General features: G+C 64.3%; 14 protein-coding genes. 12 read left to right on the top strand and 2 right to left on the bottom strand.

What is annotated here, in order from left to right; all coding sequences use genetic code 11:
* Positions 1–17 precede the first annotated feature (17 nt).
* From LB516_RS12680 to LB516_RS12640, 9 genes are all read left to right on the top strand, one after another.
* Entirely contained in the window at positions 18–1,463 is a 1,446-nt protein-coding gene (locus tag LB516_RS12680) for an ABC transporter substrate-binding protein (protein WP_140877996.1), read from the top strand.
* 158 nt (positions 1,464–1,621) lie between these two features.
* Entirely contained in the window at positions 1,622–2,545 is a 924-nt protein-coding gene (locus LB516_RS12675; RefSeq protein WP_015318968.1) for a carbohydrate ABC transporter permease, read from the top strand.
* A 9-nt stretch (positions 2,546–2,554) separates the two neighbouring features.
* The gene (locus LB516_RS12670; RefSeq protein ID WP_140715182.1) at positions 2,555–3,412 is read left to right on the top strand and encodes a carbohydrate ABC transporter permease; all 858 of its coding nucleotides are present in this window, start codon (positions 2,555–2,557) and stop codon (positions 3,410–3,412) included.
* 2 nt (positions 3,413–3,414) lie between these two features.
* Positions 3,415–4,533: an ABC transporter ATP-binding protein gene (locus LB516_RS12665; RefSeq protein ID WP_224719657.1), complete on the top strand. Its 1,119-nt coding sequence runs from the start codon at positions 3,415–3,417 to the stop codon at positions 4,531–4,533.
* Positions 4,530–5,654: an ABC transporter ATP-binding protein gene (locus LB516_RS12660; protein ID WP_140661510.1), complete on the top strand. Its 1,125-nt coding sequence runs from the start codon at positions 4,530–4,532 to the stop codon at positions 5,652–5,654. Before LB516_RS12665 ends, LB516_RS12660 begins: the two co-directional genes overlap by 4 nt.
* Positions 5,654–7,207, top strand: a complete 1,554-nt coding sequence (locus LB516_RS12655) for an FGGY-family carbohydrate kinase (protein WP_224719656.1) — start codon at positions 5,654–5,656, stop codon at positions 7,205–7,207. The genes LB516_RS12660 and LB516_RS12655 overlap by 1 nt, the downstream gene beginning before the upstream one ends.
* 10 nt (positions 7,208–7,217) lie before the next feature.
* On the top strand, positions 7,218–8,258 hold the full coding sequence (locus tag LB516_RS12650) for a 2-hydroxyacid dehydrogenase (protein ID WP_181172955.1): 1,041 nt from the start codon (positions 7,218–7,220) through the stop codon (positions 8,256–8,258).
* A gap of 46 nt (positions 8,259–8,304) precedes the next feature.
* Positions 8,305–9,822, top strand: a complete 1,518-nt coding sequence (locus LB516_RS12645) for a glycerol-3-phosphate dehydrogenase (protein WP_140715179.1) — start codon at positions 8,305–8,307, stop codon at positions 9,820–9,822.
* A gap of 48 nt (positions 9,823–9,870) precedes the next feature.
* Positions 9,871–10,812, top strand: a complete 942-nt coding sequence (locus tag LB516_RS12640; RefSeq protein ID WP_140617408.1) for a sugar phosphate isomerase/epimerase family protein — start codon at positions 9,871–9,873, stop codon at positions 10,810–10,812.
* A gap of 54 nt (positions 10,813–10,866) precedes the next feature.
* Here LB516_RS12640 and fba read toward each other — a convergent pair whose 3' ends face one another.
* The gene (gene fba / locus LB516_RS12635) at positions 10,867–11,931 is read right to left on the bottom strand and encodes a class II fructose-bisphosphate aldolase (RefSeq protein WP_140715178.1); all 1,065 of its coding nucleotides are present in this window, start codon (positions 11,929–11,931) and stop codon (positions 10,867–10,869) included.
* A gap of 272 nt (positions 11,932–12,203) precedes the next feature.
* Here fba and LB516_RS12630 point away from each other — a divergent pair, with 272 nt between their 5' ends.
* Genes LB516_RS12630 through LB516_RS12620 form a run of 3 tightly spaced genes read left to right on the top strand, consistent with a single transcriptional unit; the run spans position 12,204 to position 14,217 of the window.
* Complete coding sequence (locus LB516_RS12630; RefSeq protein ID WP_224719655.1) at positions 12,204–12,974, top strand: DeoR/GlpR family DNA-binding transcription regulator; 771 nt, start codon at positions 12,204–12,206, stop codon at positions 12,972–12,974.
* Positions 12,975–12,992: 18 nt separating this feature from the next.
* Complete coding sequence (locus tag LB516_RS12625) at positions 12,993–13,751, top strand: triose-phosphate isomerase (protein ID WP_140823401.1); 759 nt, start codon at positions 12,993–12,995, stop codon at positions 13,749–13,751.
* A 25-nt stretch (positions 13,752–13,776) separates the two neighbouring features.
* A complete protein-coding gene (locus tag LB516_RS12620; protein ID WP_140715174.1) occupies positions 13,777–14,217 on the top strand; it encodes an RpiB/LacA/LacB family sugar-phosphate isomerase in 441 nt (146 codons plus the stop codon).
* On the opposite strand, the gene dhaL is transcribed toward LB516_RS12620, so the two are convergent.
* Positions 14,214–14,849: a dihydroxyacetone kinase subunit DhaL gene (gene dhaL, locus LB516_RS12615; protein WP_140617403.1), complete on the bottom strand. Its 636-nt coding sequence runs from the start codon at positions 14,847–14,849 to the stop codon at positions 14,214–14,216. The genes LB516_RS12620 and dhaL overlap by 4 nt on opposite strands.
* Positions 14,850–14,853: the final 4 nt, after the last annotated feature.

Raw genomic sequence — 14,853 nt, 5'->3', positions numbered from 1 at the left:
GTGGAGGAGAAGACGAAATGCATGAGAAAGAGAAAGACCTGATAGATGCCTTCCTGCGCGGACAAGTCGACCGTCGTGGACTGATCAAGGGCCTGGGTGCCATGGGTCTCGCCGCCGGCACCGCCGGCTCGCTGCTCAACCTCGGCCAGACCCGCGCGCTTGCCGCCGACTTCGACTGGCAGGCGCATAAGGGCAAGACCATCAAGCTCTTGCTCAACAAGCATCCCTATGCCGACGCCATGATCGCCAATCTTGAGAACTTCAAGAAGCTGACCGGCATGAACGTCGTCTACGACGTATTCCCCGAAGACGTCTATTTCGACAAGGTGACGGCCGCATTGTCGGCGAGCTCGCCCGAATATGATGCCTTCATGACCGGCGCGTACATGACCTGGACCTATGGCCCAGCCGGCTGGATCACCGACCTCAACGAATGGATCAAGGATCCGGCCAAGACCAACCCGAACTATGCTTGGGACGACTTCCTGCCAGGCGTCAAGAATTCCTGCGCCTGGAACGGCAAGCCGGGCGGAGCTTTGGGATCGGAAGACGCCAAGCAGTGGTGCATTCCGTGGGGGTTCGAGCAGAACAACATCACCTACAACAAGGCGATGTTCGACAAGGCGGGCGTCAAGGTTCCCGGCAATATGGACGAGATGGTGGCCGCTGCCGCCAAGCTCACCAAGGATGTCGGCGGCGGCGTCTACGGCATTGGTGTGCGCGGCTCGCGCTCCTGGGCGACCATACACCCGGGGTTCCTGTCGGCCTACGCCAATTTCGATCAGAAGGACCTGAACGTGTCGGCCGACGGTAAATTGTCGGCCGCCATGAACACCGCCCAGTCCAAGGCTTTCCACAAGCAGTGGGTGCAGATGATCCAGGAGAGCGGCCCGAAGGACTGGTCGACCTACACCTGGTACCAGGTCGGCACCGATCTGGGCGCCGGCGCCTCGGCGATGATCTTCGACGCCGATATCCTTGGCTACTTCATGAATGGTGGCGACAACAAGATGGCCGGCAAGCTTGCCTTCGCCGCCTTCAAGGCGAATCCGGAGGCCAAGGCACCAACGCCGAACATCTGGATCTGGTCGCTGTCGATGTCCAACTTCTCCAAGGACAAGGACGCCACATGGTACTTCATGCAATGGGCCTCCGGACCTGAGCATGCGCTGTTCGGCGCCACCAAGATGGATTTTGTCAACCCAGTCCGCCAGTCGGTCTGGAAAGATGAGGTCTTCCGCGAGAAGCTGAACAAGAGCTATCCGGGCTATGTCGAGATGTTCGACGCCTCGGCACCCGGCGCCTCGATCAAGTTCACGGCGCAGCCGTTGTTCTTCGATCTCACCACCGAATGGGCGGCGACGCTGCAGAAGATGGTGTCCAAGGAAGTGCCGATCGACGAGGGCCTCGACAAGCTCGCCGAGAGCATCAACGGCCAGCTCAAGGAAGCCGGCCTCGGTTAAGTCGCAACGAGGGCCGGCCTGCTTGGCGGTTCGGCCCTCGCCACATCTTTCATGTTTGCGATGCGGTGCCGAAAGGTGACCGCCATTTCGCCCCACCGGCCGCCTTGCTCCCTTGGGCGGCCGGCAGGGCGAAGCGACAGCAACAACGGAGCAGCTCGATGACTGCGGTGGTATCGCAAAGGCTCAAGCCATCCGGCTTCAGGATCAGCAAGCGGGTGCTGCCCTATGTGCTCAGCCTGCCGGCCTTGCTGGTCTGCATAGGCATCCTGATCCCGTTCCTGACGTCGGTCGTTTACTCGTTCCAACGCTATCGTCTGAGCCAGCCTTGGGCGCGCCAGTTCAACTGGGGCGACAACTACATCTCCTTCTTCACCGACCCGAAATTCTGGAATACGTTGAAAGTGTCGCTGCTCTATGCCGGCACCACGGTCGTGCTGGAACTGCTTCTCGGTCTCGCCATCGCGCTGCTGCTGCAGAAGCGCTCGACGCTCAACAACTTCATCTCGATCATGCTGTTGATGCCGCTGATGACGGCGCCCGCGCTGGCAGCACTGATGTGGAAGCTGATGACCAATCCGGGCTTCGGCGTGCTGAGCTATCTCGCCAGCCTCATCGGGCTGCAGGATTTTCGCTGGGCGTCGTCACCGTCCACGGCGCTGTTCACCGTCGTGCTGGTCGACATCTGGGTCTACACGCCCTTCATCATGATCCTGCTGCTTGCCGGCCTGCGCAGCCTGCCGACGCAGCCCTTCGAGGCCGCCGCGCTCGACGGCGTGCCGAGGAGCTTCGTCTTCTTCCGCATCACCTTGCCGATGCTGACGCCCTACATCCTGACGGCGACCTTGTTTCGCCTGCTCGATTCCATCCAGCAGTTCGACATCATCTACGCCATGACACAGGGCGGGCCGGGCGACACACTGACCGTGTTCCAGGTCGAGGCCTATCTCAACTTCTTCCAGTCGACCAATGTCGGCCGCTCGGCGGCGCTGATGATCATCCTGTGGGCGATCACCTATTTCCTCTCCAACATCTTCATCAAGAACTGGCTCAGGCTGCGCGAACGCGCCCGCGGCCAGGCATAGGAGGCGGCGATGGAACATACCTCGCTTTTCGAACGCATCCTGCGCGGCGCGGCACTGACGCTGGTCGTGATCTTCTTCATGTTCCCGATCCTGTGGATCTTCATGATGTCGTTCCAGACCAACGAGACCATTCTGCGCATCCCGCCGCAGCTCATCTTCGAACCGACGCTCGCCAACTACACGGCGTTGATCACCGGCAAGCTGATGACGGCCGCCGGCACGCTCGACATCGCCTTCATGCGCAACCTCTGGAACTCGGTATTCCTGTCGGTGACCTCGGTGGCGGTTTCACTGCTGCTCGGCGTGCCGGCGGCCTACGCCTTCGCGCGCCACAAATTTCGCGGTTCGGAAGACATCGCCTTCACGCTGCTGTCGTTCAAGTTCGCGCCGGCACTTCTGGTGCTGCTGCCGCTGACCCTCTATTTCCAGAAGCTCGGCCTGGCCAACACCTATATCGGGCTGATCTGGGTCTACCAGTTGATCTGCCTGCCGCTGATCCTGTGGATCGTGCGCGGCTATTTCGAGGATATTCCGGCCGACATCGAATATGCTTACCGCATCGGCGGCCATTCCTGGTTCGCCACCTTCCGCAAGATCGCGCTGCCGCTCGCCGGCCCTGGCATCGCGGCGGCCGGCCTGCTCGCCTTCATCTTCGCCTGGAACAATTTCGTTTTCGCGCTGGTGTTGGCTTCGGCCGACAAGCAGCCGGTGACGGTCGGCGCGTTGGCCTTCATCACTTCATCGGGCATCCAGTACGGCCAGATTTCGGCGGCCATAGTCTTGTCGATCACGCCGACGCTGGCGCTCGCCCTTTACGCACAGCGCTATCTGGTCGAGGGCCTGTCGCTCGGCGCGGTGAAAGGATAGAAATGGCCAGCCTCGAACTCAGAAACGTCGTCAAGCGCTACAAGAGCCAGACCGTCCTCGACAATCTGTCGCTGACCGTCGCCGATGGCGAAACGCTGGTGCTGTTTGGTCCCTCGGGCGCCGGCAAGACGGTGCTGTTGCGGCTGGTCGCCGGCGTCATCGATCCGGACGAAGGCAAGATCCTCATCGGCGGCGAGGACATGACCGATGTCGACGCGGAATTCCGCGGCGTCGGCATGGCGTTCCAGAATTTCGCGCTGTTTCCGCATATGAGCGCTTTCGACAATATCGCGACGCCGCTGGCGGCCAAGCGCTCGTCGCAGAGCGCGATCAAGGCCGGTGTCGAGAGCGTCGCCAAATTGTTGAAGATCGGCCATGTGCTTTCCCACAAGCCGCGCGCGCTCTCCAACGGCCAGAAGCAGCGCACGGCCCTTGCCCGCGCTTTGGTCGGTTCGCCGCCGCTCCTTCTGCTCGACGATCCCTTGCGCAATGTCGACGCCAAGCTGCGTTTCGAGATGCGGCTCGAACTGCCGCGGCTGCTCGCCGATCGCGGCGCCACCGTCGTTTACGTTACCCAGGACTACAAGGAAGCCATGGCGCTCGGCGACCGCATCGCGGTGATGTCGCAAGGCGTCATCAGGCAGCTTGGTACGCCCGAGCAGATCTATCGTGAGCCGGCCAACATCGAGATCGCGCGGCTGTTCGGCGATCCGACCATCAACCTGCTCGACGTCAAGCCCGCGCGCGATGCCCGGGGGGTCTATGTCGGCCTGTCCAACGTACAGGTCCATCTCGCCGATGCTCCGGAGGCCGCCATCGGCCGCGACTGCATCATCGGGCTGAGACCCGAGGCCCTGCATTTCGTTGGCGAAAACGAACCCGGCGCCATTCCGGTAAAGGTCGAGGCGGAGACGCCGCTCAACGAAAAGATCGTCACCCTGGTGCGCACCGTGCGCGGCCGTGAAATCCTGGTCTCGCGCCCGGCCGGAACGCCGGGGCGCAGCGAAGGCAAGGCGCATATCGCCGTCGACGGCAAGAGCGCCCTGCTGTTCGATCGGGCGAGCGGCGAGCGCATCGGCGCCAGGAATGTCGTCAAACTGCGCAACGGAGAAGCGGCATGAGCCCGAGCGCGCTCACCATATCAGGCGTCGACAAATTCTATGGCCCGATCGACAGGGGCGTTCACGCCGTCAAGAACCTGACGATGGATATCGGCAAGGGTGAGATCGTGGCGCTGCTCGGCTCGTCGGGCTGCGGCAAGACTTCGACCTTGCGCATGGTTGCCGGCTTCGAGGAGGTGTCGCGTGGCGCGATCGCGGTCGCCGGCCGCAAGGTACACACCTTGCCGCCGGTCAAACGCAATGTGGCAATGGCCTTCGAGGGCTATTCGCTCTATCCGCCGCTCACCGTGCGCGAGAACATGGCCTTTGCGCTCAAGGCCGCAAGGCTGCCCAGGAGCGAGGTCGACGCCAAGGTCGCCAGCATCGCAAAGCTGCTGGAGATCGAGGACATATTGGAGCGCTATCCTAGCTCCATTTCGGGTGGCCAGCAGCAGCGCGCCAGCCTTGGCCGGGCGCTGATCCGGGAAGCCGACCTGCATCTGCTGGACGAGCCGATGGGCCAGCTCGAGCCGCAGCTTCGCGCCGTGTTGCGCGGCCGTATCAAGCACTTCATCAAGGAGCGTGGCCTGACCGCGATCCTGGTCACCCACGACCAGACCGAGGCGAATGCGCTGGCCGACCGCATCGCGGTGATGGAGGGCGGCGTGCTGCAGCAGTTCGACACGCCGGACCGGATCAAGGAGCGCCCGGCCAACCTGTTCACCGGCACCTTCGTCGGCGAGCCGCCGATGAACGTCTTCGAGGCCTTTGTCGGCACGACCGCCGGCCGCATCAGTCTCAGGCTGCCCGACGGTCTGTCGCTCGACTACGACAAGGACGCCTTCAGCGCTCCGGTTCGCGACCAGCTGCTCAGCCGCGAGCGGGTGGTCATCGGCATCAGGCCCTACGCGGTCCGGCGTTCGAAGGAAGGAGTTCCGGCCAGGGTCTCGGCCAACCAATGGCTCGGCGACCAGACCCACATCGCCGCCGACTTCGCCGGCGGCTCGCTGGTCCTGGTGGAGCATGACCGCACCCGGCTCGACCTCGGCGCGCCCATCAACGTCAGCATCGATCCCAAAAACCTGCACGTCTTCGACCAGGCGAGCGGCAAGGCGATCTCGCACGGCATGGAGATCGCGTGATGCGTGACGTACTGATCGGCATCGATGCCGGCACTTCCGTCATCAAGTCCATCGCTTTCGACACGAAGGGCCGCCAGATCGCGGCCGCGGCAACGCCGAACCATTACGAGACGCTGCCGGGCGGCGGCGCCGAACAGGATCTGGCCCGCACATGGGCCGATGCCGCCACCACCTTGCGCCAGCTTGCCGACAAGGTGCCCGATCTCGCCAGCCGGACCGTCGCCATCGCGGTGACCGGGCAGGGCGACGGCACCTGGCTGATCGACGGCAAGGGCGAGCCGGTGGCCAAGGGTTGGCTCTGGCTCGACGCGCGCGCCGCCGGCGTCGTCGAGGAAATCCGTGCGCGGCCCGATGACCGGCTGCGCTTCGAGAAGACCGGCAGCGGGCTCGCCGCCTGCCAGCAAGGCTCGCAGTTCGCCTTCATGAAACGCACCATGCCCGAAATGCTCGGCAAGGCGGCGACCGCGTTCCACTGCAAGGATTGGCTCTATTTCAAGCTGACCGGCGAACGCGCCACCGATCCGTCCGAAGGGACCTTCACTTTCGGCGACTTCCGCACCCGTGACTACAGTGGGGACGTGCTCGACGTCCTCGGCGTCGCCGATCTCAGGCACCTGCTGCCGCCGATCGTCGACGGCACGAGCCACAGCGCCGGACTGTCGCCGGCCGCCGCCGAAGTCACCGGCATGCTTGCCGGCACACCCGTCGTGCTCGGTTATGTCGACGTCGTCTGCACCGCGCTCGGCGCCGGCCTCCTCGACCGCGAGCGCAAGCCCGGCTGCTCGATCATCGGTTCCACCGGCATGCACATGCGGCTGGCCGAGACCCCTGATGATGTGCAGCTCAACGAAGCGGCGACCGGTTATACGATGGCGATGCCGGCGCCGGGTGTCTTCGCGCAGATGCAGTCCAACATGGCGGCGACGCTCAACATCGACTGGGTGCTTGGCCTCGCTTCGGGCATTCTCGCCTCGCAAGGCATAACCCGCAGCAATGGCGAGATGATCGCGCTGGTCGATGCCTGGATCGCGGCCTCGCAGCCGGCTTCGCTCCTCTACCAGCCCTACGTGTCGGAAGCCGGCGAGCGCGGACCGTTCGTCGATGCCAATGCCAGGGCAGGCTTCGTCGGCATTTCGTCGCGCCACGGCTACGCCGATCTGGTGCGCGCCGTCTTCGAAGGCTTGGCCTTCGCGGCGCGCGATTGCTACGCCGCCATGGGCCCGCTGCCACGCGAAATTCGCCTGACCGGCGGCGCCGCCAGAAGCCCGGCGCTGCGCAAGATCCTGGGTGCGGCCATTGGTGCCGACACGCGCACCAGCGCGCGCGAGGAGGCCGGTGCGGCCGGTGCCGCAATGATCGCGGCGGTCTGCGTCGGCCAATACGCCTCCATGGACGAATGCGTCGGCGAATGGGTGACGCCGCTGCTCGGCGAGGCCGAGCCGAGCGACCCGGATCTCGCCGCGATCTACGACAGGATGACCCCGTCCTACATGCTGGCGCACCAGGCCCTGCGGCCGGTCTGGCGTGCCATGGCGACATCGCAGGAAAATTGAGAAGTCGAGTATGCTGAGGAAAATAGCGATCATTGGCGACAACTTCATGCTGCCGGAGGTGTTTCGCGCCAAAATCGAGAAGGTCGCCAGTGGCGACCTCGATATCAGGACATTGCAGACGGCCTGGCCCGACGAGCCGATGGAGTTCGGCAACGCCGCGCTCGGCCTCGACAAGGTCAAGGAATATTTCGGCCATCCCGACGAGGTCGTCGACTTCATCGGCGATGCCGAAATCCTCGTCACCCAGCTTGCGCCCCTGTCGGAGGGCATGATGCGGCGCCTGCCGGGGCTCAAGCTGGTCGCGGTGTCGCGCGGCGGCCCGATCAACATCGACATGGAAGCGGCCAGGGTGCACGGCATCACCGTGGTCAATGTGCCCGGCCGCAACGCCACTGCCGTGGCTGAGTTTACCATCGGCGCCATCCTGGCCGAGACGCGGCTGATCCGGGTCGGCCACGAGGCCTTGCGCAAGGGGGAATGGCGCGGCGATCTCTACCGCGCCGACCGCACCGGCCGCGAGCTCGGCGAAATGACCGTCGGCGTGGTCGGCTACGGCAATATCGGCACGAAGGTGGTGCGCCTGCTGCGCGCCTTCGGCTGCCACGTCCTGGTCAGCGATCCCTATGTGCAACTGAGCGCCGAGGATCGCAACGCTGGCGTCGAACTGGTTGCGCTCGACGACCTCCTGTCGCGCTCCGATGTGGTCACGCTGCATTCGCGGGTGACGCAGGAGACACGCGGTCTGATCGGCAAGGACACCATCGCGCGGATGAAGCCGGGCGTGATCTTCGTCAATACGGCGCGTGGCCCGCTGGTCGACTACGACGCACTCTACGAGGCGCTGGTTTCAGGGCAGATCGCCAGCGCCATGCTGGAAACCTTCGCGGTCGAACCGGTGCCCTCGGACTGGCCCTTGCTGCAGCTGCCCAACGTGACGCTGACGCCGCATATCGCCGGCGCTTCGGTGCGCACCGTGACCTATGCCGCCGAGCAGGCCGCCGAGGAAGTGCGCCGCTACCTGGCCGGCCTGCCTCCGGTCAATCCGTGCTGAGAGCGATGGCCATGATGCGAAAATCAGGCAGTGGGGCGACGGCAAGATGAGCGTCGGCCCTGACATAGTCGACCTCTTCGTCATTGGCGGCGGCATCAATGGCGCCGGCATCGCGCGCGACGCCGCCGGCCGCGGGCTTTCCGTCATCCTGTGCGAAAAGGACGATCTCGCCGAAGGCACCAGCTCACGCTCGGGCAAGCTCGTCCATGGCGGTCTGCGCTACCTCGAATACTACGAGTTCCGCCTCGTGCGCGAGGCGCTGATCGAGCGCGAGGTGCTGCTGGAATCGGCGCCGCACATCATCTGGCCGATGCGCTTCGTGCTGCCGCACAGCCCGGACGACCGGCCGGCATGGCTGGTGCGGCTCGGCCTCTTCCTCTACGACCACCTCGGCGGCCGCAAGCGGCTGCCCGCCACGCGGACGCTCGACCTGCGCACCGCGCCCGAGGGCGCGCCGATCAAGGACAGTTTCAAGCGCGGCTTCGAATATTCCGACTGCTGGGTCGACGATGCCCGCCTCGTCGTCATCAATGCGCTCGACGCCGCCGAACGGGGAGCGAAGGTCCTCACCCGTACCGCCTGCACCGCGGCCCGCCGCGAGGGCGGCCTCTGGGTTGTCGAGATGCGCGACGTCAGGACCGGCATCAAGACCAGCGTACGGGCCCGCGCGCTGATCAATGCCGCCGGCCCTTGGGTCAACGACATCGTCAGCCGCGTTGCCGGCCAGAATTCCAGGCGCAACGTCCGCCTCGTCAAGGGCAGCCATATCGTCGTGCCCAAATTCTGGGAGGGAAGGCAGGCTTATCTCGTCCAGAACAACGACAAGCGCGTCATCTTCATCAATCCCTACCAGAACGATCTAGCCTTGATCGGAACCACCGACATCCCCTACGAGGGCCGGCCCGAGGATGTGAGGGCGGATGAGAGCGAGATCGATTACCTCATCAAGGTGGTCAACCGCTATTTCAAGCGCGGCCTTGCGCGGGGCGACGTGGTCCATTCGTTCTCCGGTGTCCGGCCGCTCTATGACGACAACGCCGACAATCCGAGCGCGGTGACGCGCGACTATATTTTCGAACTCGACGCGCCGGACGCGCAGGCGCCGCTGCTCTCCGTCTTCGGCGGCAAGATCACCACCTTCCGCAAACTGGCCGAGCATGCGCTGGACAGGATCGCACCGTTCTTTCCCAGCATGGGCAAAGCCTGGACCGCGAGGGCGCATCTGCCCGGCGGCGACATCGCCAATGCCGACTTCGAACAATTTCTTGGCAACCTCGCAAGCGAGTATCCATGGATGCCGGCATCGCTGCTCAAGCATTACGGCCGGCTCTACGGCACCAGGACGCGGTCCGTGGTCGGCGGCGCCCGATCGCTCGCCGCACTGGGGCGGTGCTTCGGCAAGGATTTCTTCGAGCGCGAGGCGAACTACCTCTTTGAACAGGAATGGGCGGAAGACGCGGCCGACATTCTCGAACGGCGCACCAAGCATGGCCTGCATTTGTCCGCCGAGGAGAAGTCGGCCTTCGAGCATTGGTGCGCGAGCCGGCAGGCGAGGGCAGGCTGATGGCGCTCATCGCCCCTGTTCTGCGCCGGCGTTGACGGGATCGCGACCTTGGCTTTCACGCTCTCCCTCAACACCAATCCGCTGGTCAACCGCTTCGCCGAGCCGGACGATCTGATCGATACCGTCGCCTATGAGATCGGCATTCGCGACGTTCAGCTCACGCATGAATTCGTCAACCCAGGCTGGCCGGCGGCGACGATCGTCAAGTTCGTCCGCCTGTTCCGCAACGCCTTGGATCGCACCGGCGTGCGCGTCACCTCCGGCATGACCGGCCCCTATGGCCGGCTGAACCATTTCGGCCATCCGGATGCCGATGTGCGCCGCTACTATGTCGACTGGTTCAAGACCTTCGCCGATATCTCGGCCGAGCTTGGCGCCGGCGGCATGGGCACGCAGTTCGCCATCTTCACGCATCGGGACTATGACGATCCCGCCCGTCGCGCCAGACTGTTCGACATCGCGCTGGACTGCTGGCGCGAGGTCGCCGAGCACGCCCGAGCGGCAGGCCTGACCTATCTGTTCTGGGAGCCGATGTCGGTCGGTCGCGAATTCGGTCACACGATCGAGAATTGCCGGATGCTGCAGGACGCGATCGACGCGGCCGGCATGGCCATTCCGCTGGAGATGATGGTCGACATCGACCATGGCGACGTCACTTCCTCCAATCCGGCCGACGTCGATCCCTATGCCTGGGCCGAAGCTTTTCCCCTGAAGTCGCCGATCATCCACATCAAGCAATCGTCGATGAACAAGGGTGGCCATTGGCCATTCACCGCGGCCCACAACAAGGACGGCCGCATCACGCCTGAGAAGCTGCTGGAGACGGTACGACGCGGCGGCGGCACCGACAACGAAATCTGCCTCGAACTATCCTTCCGCGAGCGCGAGCCGGTCGACCATCAGGTGGTCGCCATGATCCGCGAGTCGGTCGATTATTGGGCACCGTTCATCGACGCCGGCAGGGCGGGGATTTCGCCGAAGGCCGGATAGAAATCGGACAGGAGCCGATGCGGCTCCTGTCCATAAAATGCAACCGGATCGAGCTCAGGCGAATTTCGGGTCGAGGCTGCCCGACTTGTAGCGCTTGGCCATTTCCGAAACCGGCAGCGGCTTGATCTTCGGCGCATTGCCGGCGGTGCCGAACTGCTCGAAGCGCTCCTTGCAGAGCTTCCTCATCGCCGCCATCGCCGGCGTCAGAAATTTGCGCGGGTCGAACTCGCTGGGATTTTCGGTCAGCACCTTGCGGATCGCGCCGGTCAGCGCCATGCGGTTGTCGGTGTCGATGTTGATCTTGCGCACGCCATGCTTGATGCCGCGCTGGATCTCTTCCACCGGGACGCCCCAGGTCGGCTTCATCTGGCCACCATATTTGTTGATGATCTCCTGCAAGTCCTCCGGCACCGAGGACGAGCCGTGCATGACCAGATGCATGTTCGGCAAGCGGCGGTGGATCTCCTCGATCACGTTCATCGCCAGCACCGCGCCGTCGGGCTTGCGCGAGAATTTATAGGCGCCGTGGCTGGTGCCCATGGCCACCGCCAGCGCATCGACATGGGTGTCGCGCACGAACTGCTCGGCCTGCACCGGATCGGTCAGGAGCTGGTCGTGGCTGATCGCGCCTTCGACGCCGTGGCCGTCTTCCTGCTCGCCGCCGCCGCTCTCGAGCGAGCCCAGCACGCCGATCTCGCCTTCCACCGACACGCCGCCCCAATGCGCCATATCGACGACGCGCTTGGTGATGCCGGAATTATAGGCATAGTCGGCCGGCGACTTGCCGTCTTCCTTGAGTGAGCCGTCCATCATCACCGAGGTGAAGCCGTGCTGGATCGCGGTGACGCAGGTGGCTTCGTTGTTGCCATGGTCGAGATGCATGCAGACCGGGATGTCGGGATGGATTTCGACCAGCGCGTCGATCAGCTTGGCCAGCACCACGTCATTGGCATAGGCGCGCGCGCCGCGGCTCGCCTGCAGGATGACCGGGGACTTGGTCTCCTCGGCAGCCTCCATGATGGCGAGGCCCTGTTCCATGTTGTTCATGTTGAAGGCCGGCACGCCATAGCCGTATTCGGCGGCGTGATCGAGCAATTGTCTCAGTGTGATGCGAGCCAACGATTAGTCTCCCGTATCTGGTTTCGAACCTGTGGTTGCGGGCCGCCCGCGCATCGTTCAGCCCACCGATGCTTCTGGCCGGAATCCCGCGCAACCGCAACCGTGACAGACCGTCCCGGCAGCAATTCTTGTTACAGCGGCGCGATAAAAGCCGGCGAAATATCCCACAAAAATATCCCATTATCACAAAAATCATGATACCTATGCGATCATATCTGTTATATCTTCGTTCGATCAAGGAGCCAGGCTTCTGCGTTGGCGGGTCGGCGAGAATGAAGAGCGACAACAGACGCCAAGGCATCATGGACTTCCTGGTGGATGCCGGCGCGGCGAGCGTCGACGATCTTGCCTCCCGCTTTGGCGTCTCCAGGATGACCGTGCATCGCGACCTCGACGAGCTCGAGGAGAGCGGTTTGCTGCGCAAGGTGCGCGGCGGCGCCTCGATCCAGCCGAGCAGTCTGTTTGAAAGCGATTTCCGCTACCGGCAGAAGCAGGCGATCGGGGAAAAACAGCGCCTTGCGGCGGCGGCCGTGGCCATGATCGAACCCGGCCAGACGGTCATCATCGACGACGGTTCGACCGCGGGCGGTATCGCGCGGTATCTCGCCGATCTCAGGCCGCTGACGGTGATCACCAACAATCTCGCCGTCATCCAGGATCTGGCCGGTGCCGCAGGCATCAACCTGATCGCGCTTGGCGGCCAGTACTCGAAGAAATTCCACGGCTTCTTCGGCCTGCTCGCCGAGGCTTCGCTGCGGTCGCTGCGCGCCGATGTCGCCTTCCTGTCGTCGTCCGCCATCCATGGCGCCTCCGCCTTCCATCAGGACCAGGAAGTGGTGCAGGCCAAGCGACTGATGATGGCCGCGGCGACACGCACATATCTGCTGGTGGATCACGGCAAGTTTGGCCGCAGCGCGCTGCATTTCCTGGCCGATCTCAAGGCATTCGACGCCGTCTTCACCGGGCGCGGGCCGGAGCCCGGAATGCGCGACACGCTGGATGCGGCCGGCGTCTCGCTGACGGTGGTCGCCGACAAGGATTGATGATCAAGGGGTGTACGCGTGGTTTACTGGGTCGGTACAAGCTGGAAGATGAACAAGACGCTCGCGGAGGCGCTTGACTTTGCAGGCGCACTGGCCGGCTTCGTGGCGGGTTTCGACGATCGCATCCAGCCTTTCGTCGTCCCGCCTTTCACGGCGGTGCGCGAGGTCGGGCAGGCGCTGTCGACGACGCGCGTCAAGGTCGGCGCGCAGAACATGCATTGGGCCGACGCCGGCGCCTGGACCGGCGAGATTTCGCCGGTGATGCTGAACGATTGTGGCCTAGACCTGGTCGAACTCGGCCACAGCGAAAGGCGCGAGCACTTCGGCGAGACCGACCGCACGGTTGGGCTGAAGACGGCGGCGGCGGTCAAGCACGCACTGATACCGCTGATCTGCGTCGGCGAGACGCTGGCCGAGCGCGAAGGCGGCAAGGCCGATGCGGTGCTGACCAGCCAGGTCGAGGGTGCACTGCAATTCCTCGAGGGCGAGGCGAGGGGAGCAAAAATCCTGTTCGCCTACGAGCCGGTCTGGGCGATTGGCGACAAGGGCATTCCGGCCAGTTCCGACTATGCCGACAGGCAGCAGGCGCTGATCAAGACGGTCGCCGGCGGCCTGCTGCCGTCCGTGCCGCCGGTGCTCTATGGCGGCAGCGTCAATCCCGGCAATGCCGCGGAACTGATCGCCCAGCCCAACATCGACGGCTTGTTCATCGGCCGCTCGGCCTGGCAGGCCGAAGGCTACATCGACATCCTGCGCCGCGCGTCGGCCGCCATCTGAATCATCGAACTGGAAAGGACAAAAAATGAAAATAGCCATTGGAGCCGACAGCGCCGGCAAGCCGCTGCTCGACGTCATATCAGCGCATCTGGCGACCAAGCCGGGGCTCACCGTCAGCGACCTCAGCCAGGCCGGCTTCTATGCCGATCTGTCGCGGAAACTTGCCCAGACGATCATCGACGGCGAGAACGATCGCGGCATCCTGTTCTGCGGCACCGGCATCGGCGTCTCGATCTCGGCCAACAAGGTGCCGGGCATCCGCGCCGCACTCACCCACGACACCTATTCGGCCGAACGCGCGGCGAAATCCAATAACGCCCAGATCATCACCATGGGCGCCCGCGTCATCGGCCCGGAACTCGCCAAGGCCATTGTCGATACCTGGCTGGCCTCGGAGTTCGACGAGAAGGGACCGTCGGCCGGCAACGTCCAGGCGATCGACAAGCTCGACGCGGCGAAGGGCTAAGCGAGACTGTCGCGCATCGCACCGATGACGGTGACGGCCGAAGCCGCACCGGGATCGATATGGCCGAGCGAGCGCTCGCCGAGCCGCGACGAGCGGCCCTTGGCGGCGATCATGTCCTTGGTCGATTCCGCGCCGCGCTCGGCGGCGGCAAAAGCGGCCTGGAGGCTTTCGGCAAGGTTTTTTCCTGCTGCATTGCTGGCGCCGGCCGCTTCCGCCGCCGGTTGCCAGGCGTCGACCATTGTCTTTTCGCCGGTTTCGGCCTTGCCGCGATCCTTGATGCCTTGCGCCATGGCCTGCAGCAGCGCGACGACATCGGCATCCGCCAGCGTCGCCTTGCCCTTGACGGCGGCGGCGGCGCGCATGAAGGCGGTGGCATAGAGCGGGCCGCAGGACGCGCCGACGGCATTGAGAAACGATTTCGCCGCGGCGTTGAGGAGCGCGGTCGGCTCGGCCGCCGTAAGGTCGAGCGATGCCAGAGCATCGCGCGCGGCGTTGAACCCGAGCGCCATGGCAATGCCGTGGTCGGCGTCGCCGATGACGCCGTCGAGCTGGCAAAGCCGGTCCCTGTCGGCTTCCATCGCCACGGCGATCGCATCGAACATTCTTTTCAGGTCGAACGCGGCGATGGTCATGGAG

The sequence above is a fragment of the Mesorhizobium sp. CO1-1-7 genome, from assembly GCF_020164885.1.
GTDB lineage: Bacteria > Pseudomonadota > Alphaproteobacteria > Rhizobiales > Rhizobiaceae > Mesorhizobium > Mesorhizobium australicum.
This window is presented reverse-complemented; position numbering and strand designations above follow the sequence as displayed.

What these genes read in the sequence shown, in the direction of transcription:
- dhaL (WP_140617403.1), bottom strand. Translation starts at nt 14,849, where the DNA reads ATGACCATCGCCGCGTTCGACCTGAAAAGAATGTTCGATGCGATCGCC.
- LB516_RS12645 (WP_140715179.1), top strand. Translation starts at nt 8,305, where the DNA reads ATGAGCGTCGGCCCTGACATAGTCGACCTCTTCGTCATTGGCGGCGGC.
- LB516_RS12675 (WP_015318968.1), top strand. Translation starts at nt 1,622, where the DNA reads ATGACTGCGGTGGTATCGCAAAGGCTCAAGCCATCCGGCTTCAGGATC.
- LB516_RS12660 (WP_140661510.1), top strand. Translation starts at nt 4,530, where the DNA reads ATGAGCCCGAGCGCGCTCACCATATCAGGCGTCGACAAATTCTATGGC.
- LB516_RS12655 (WP_224719656.1), top strand. Translation starts at nt 5,654, where the DNA reads ATGCGTGACGTACTGATCGGCATCGATGCCGGCACTTCCGTCATCAAG.
- LB516_RS12665 (WP_224719657.1), top strand. Translation starts at nt 3,415, where the DNA reads ATGGCCAGCCTCGAACTCAGAAACGTCGTCAAGCGCTACAAGAGCCAG.
- LB516_RS12680 (WP_140877996.1), top strand. Translation starts at nt 18, where the DNA reads ATGCATGAGAAAGAGAAAGACCTGATAGATGCCTTCCTGCGCGGACAA.
- LB516_RS12630 (WP_224719655.1), top strand. Translation starts at nt 12,204, where the DNA reads ATGAAGAGCGACAACAGACGCCAAGGCATCATGGACTTCCTGGTGGAT.
- LB516_RS12670 (WP_140715182.1), top strand. Translation starts at nt 2,555, where the DNA reads ATGGAACATACCTCGCTTTTCGAACGCATCCTGCGCGGCGCGGCACTG.
- LB516_RS12620 (WP_140715174.1), top strand. Translation starts at nt 13,777, where the DNA reads ATGAAAATAGCCATTGGAGCCGACAGCGCCGGCAAGCCGCTGCTCGAC.
- LB516_RS12650 (WP_181172955.1), top strand. Translation starts at nt 7,218, where the DNA reads ATGCTGAGGAAAATAGCGATCATTGGCGACAACTTCATGCTGCCGGAG.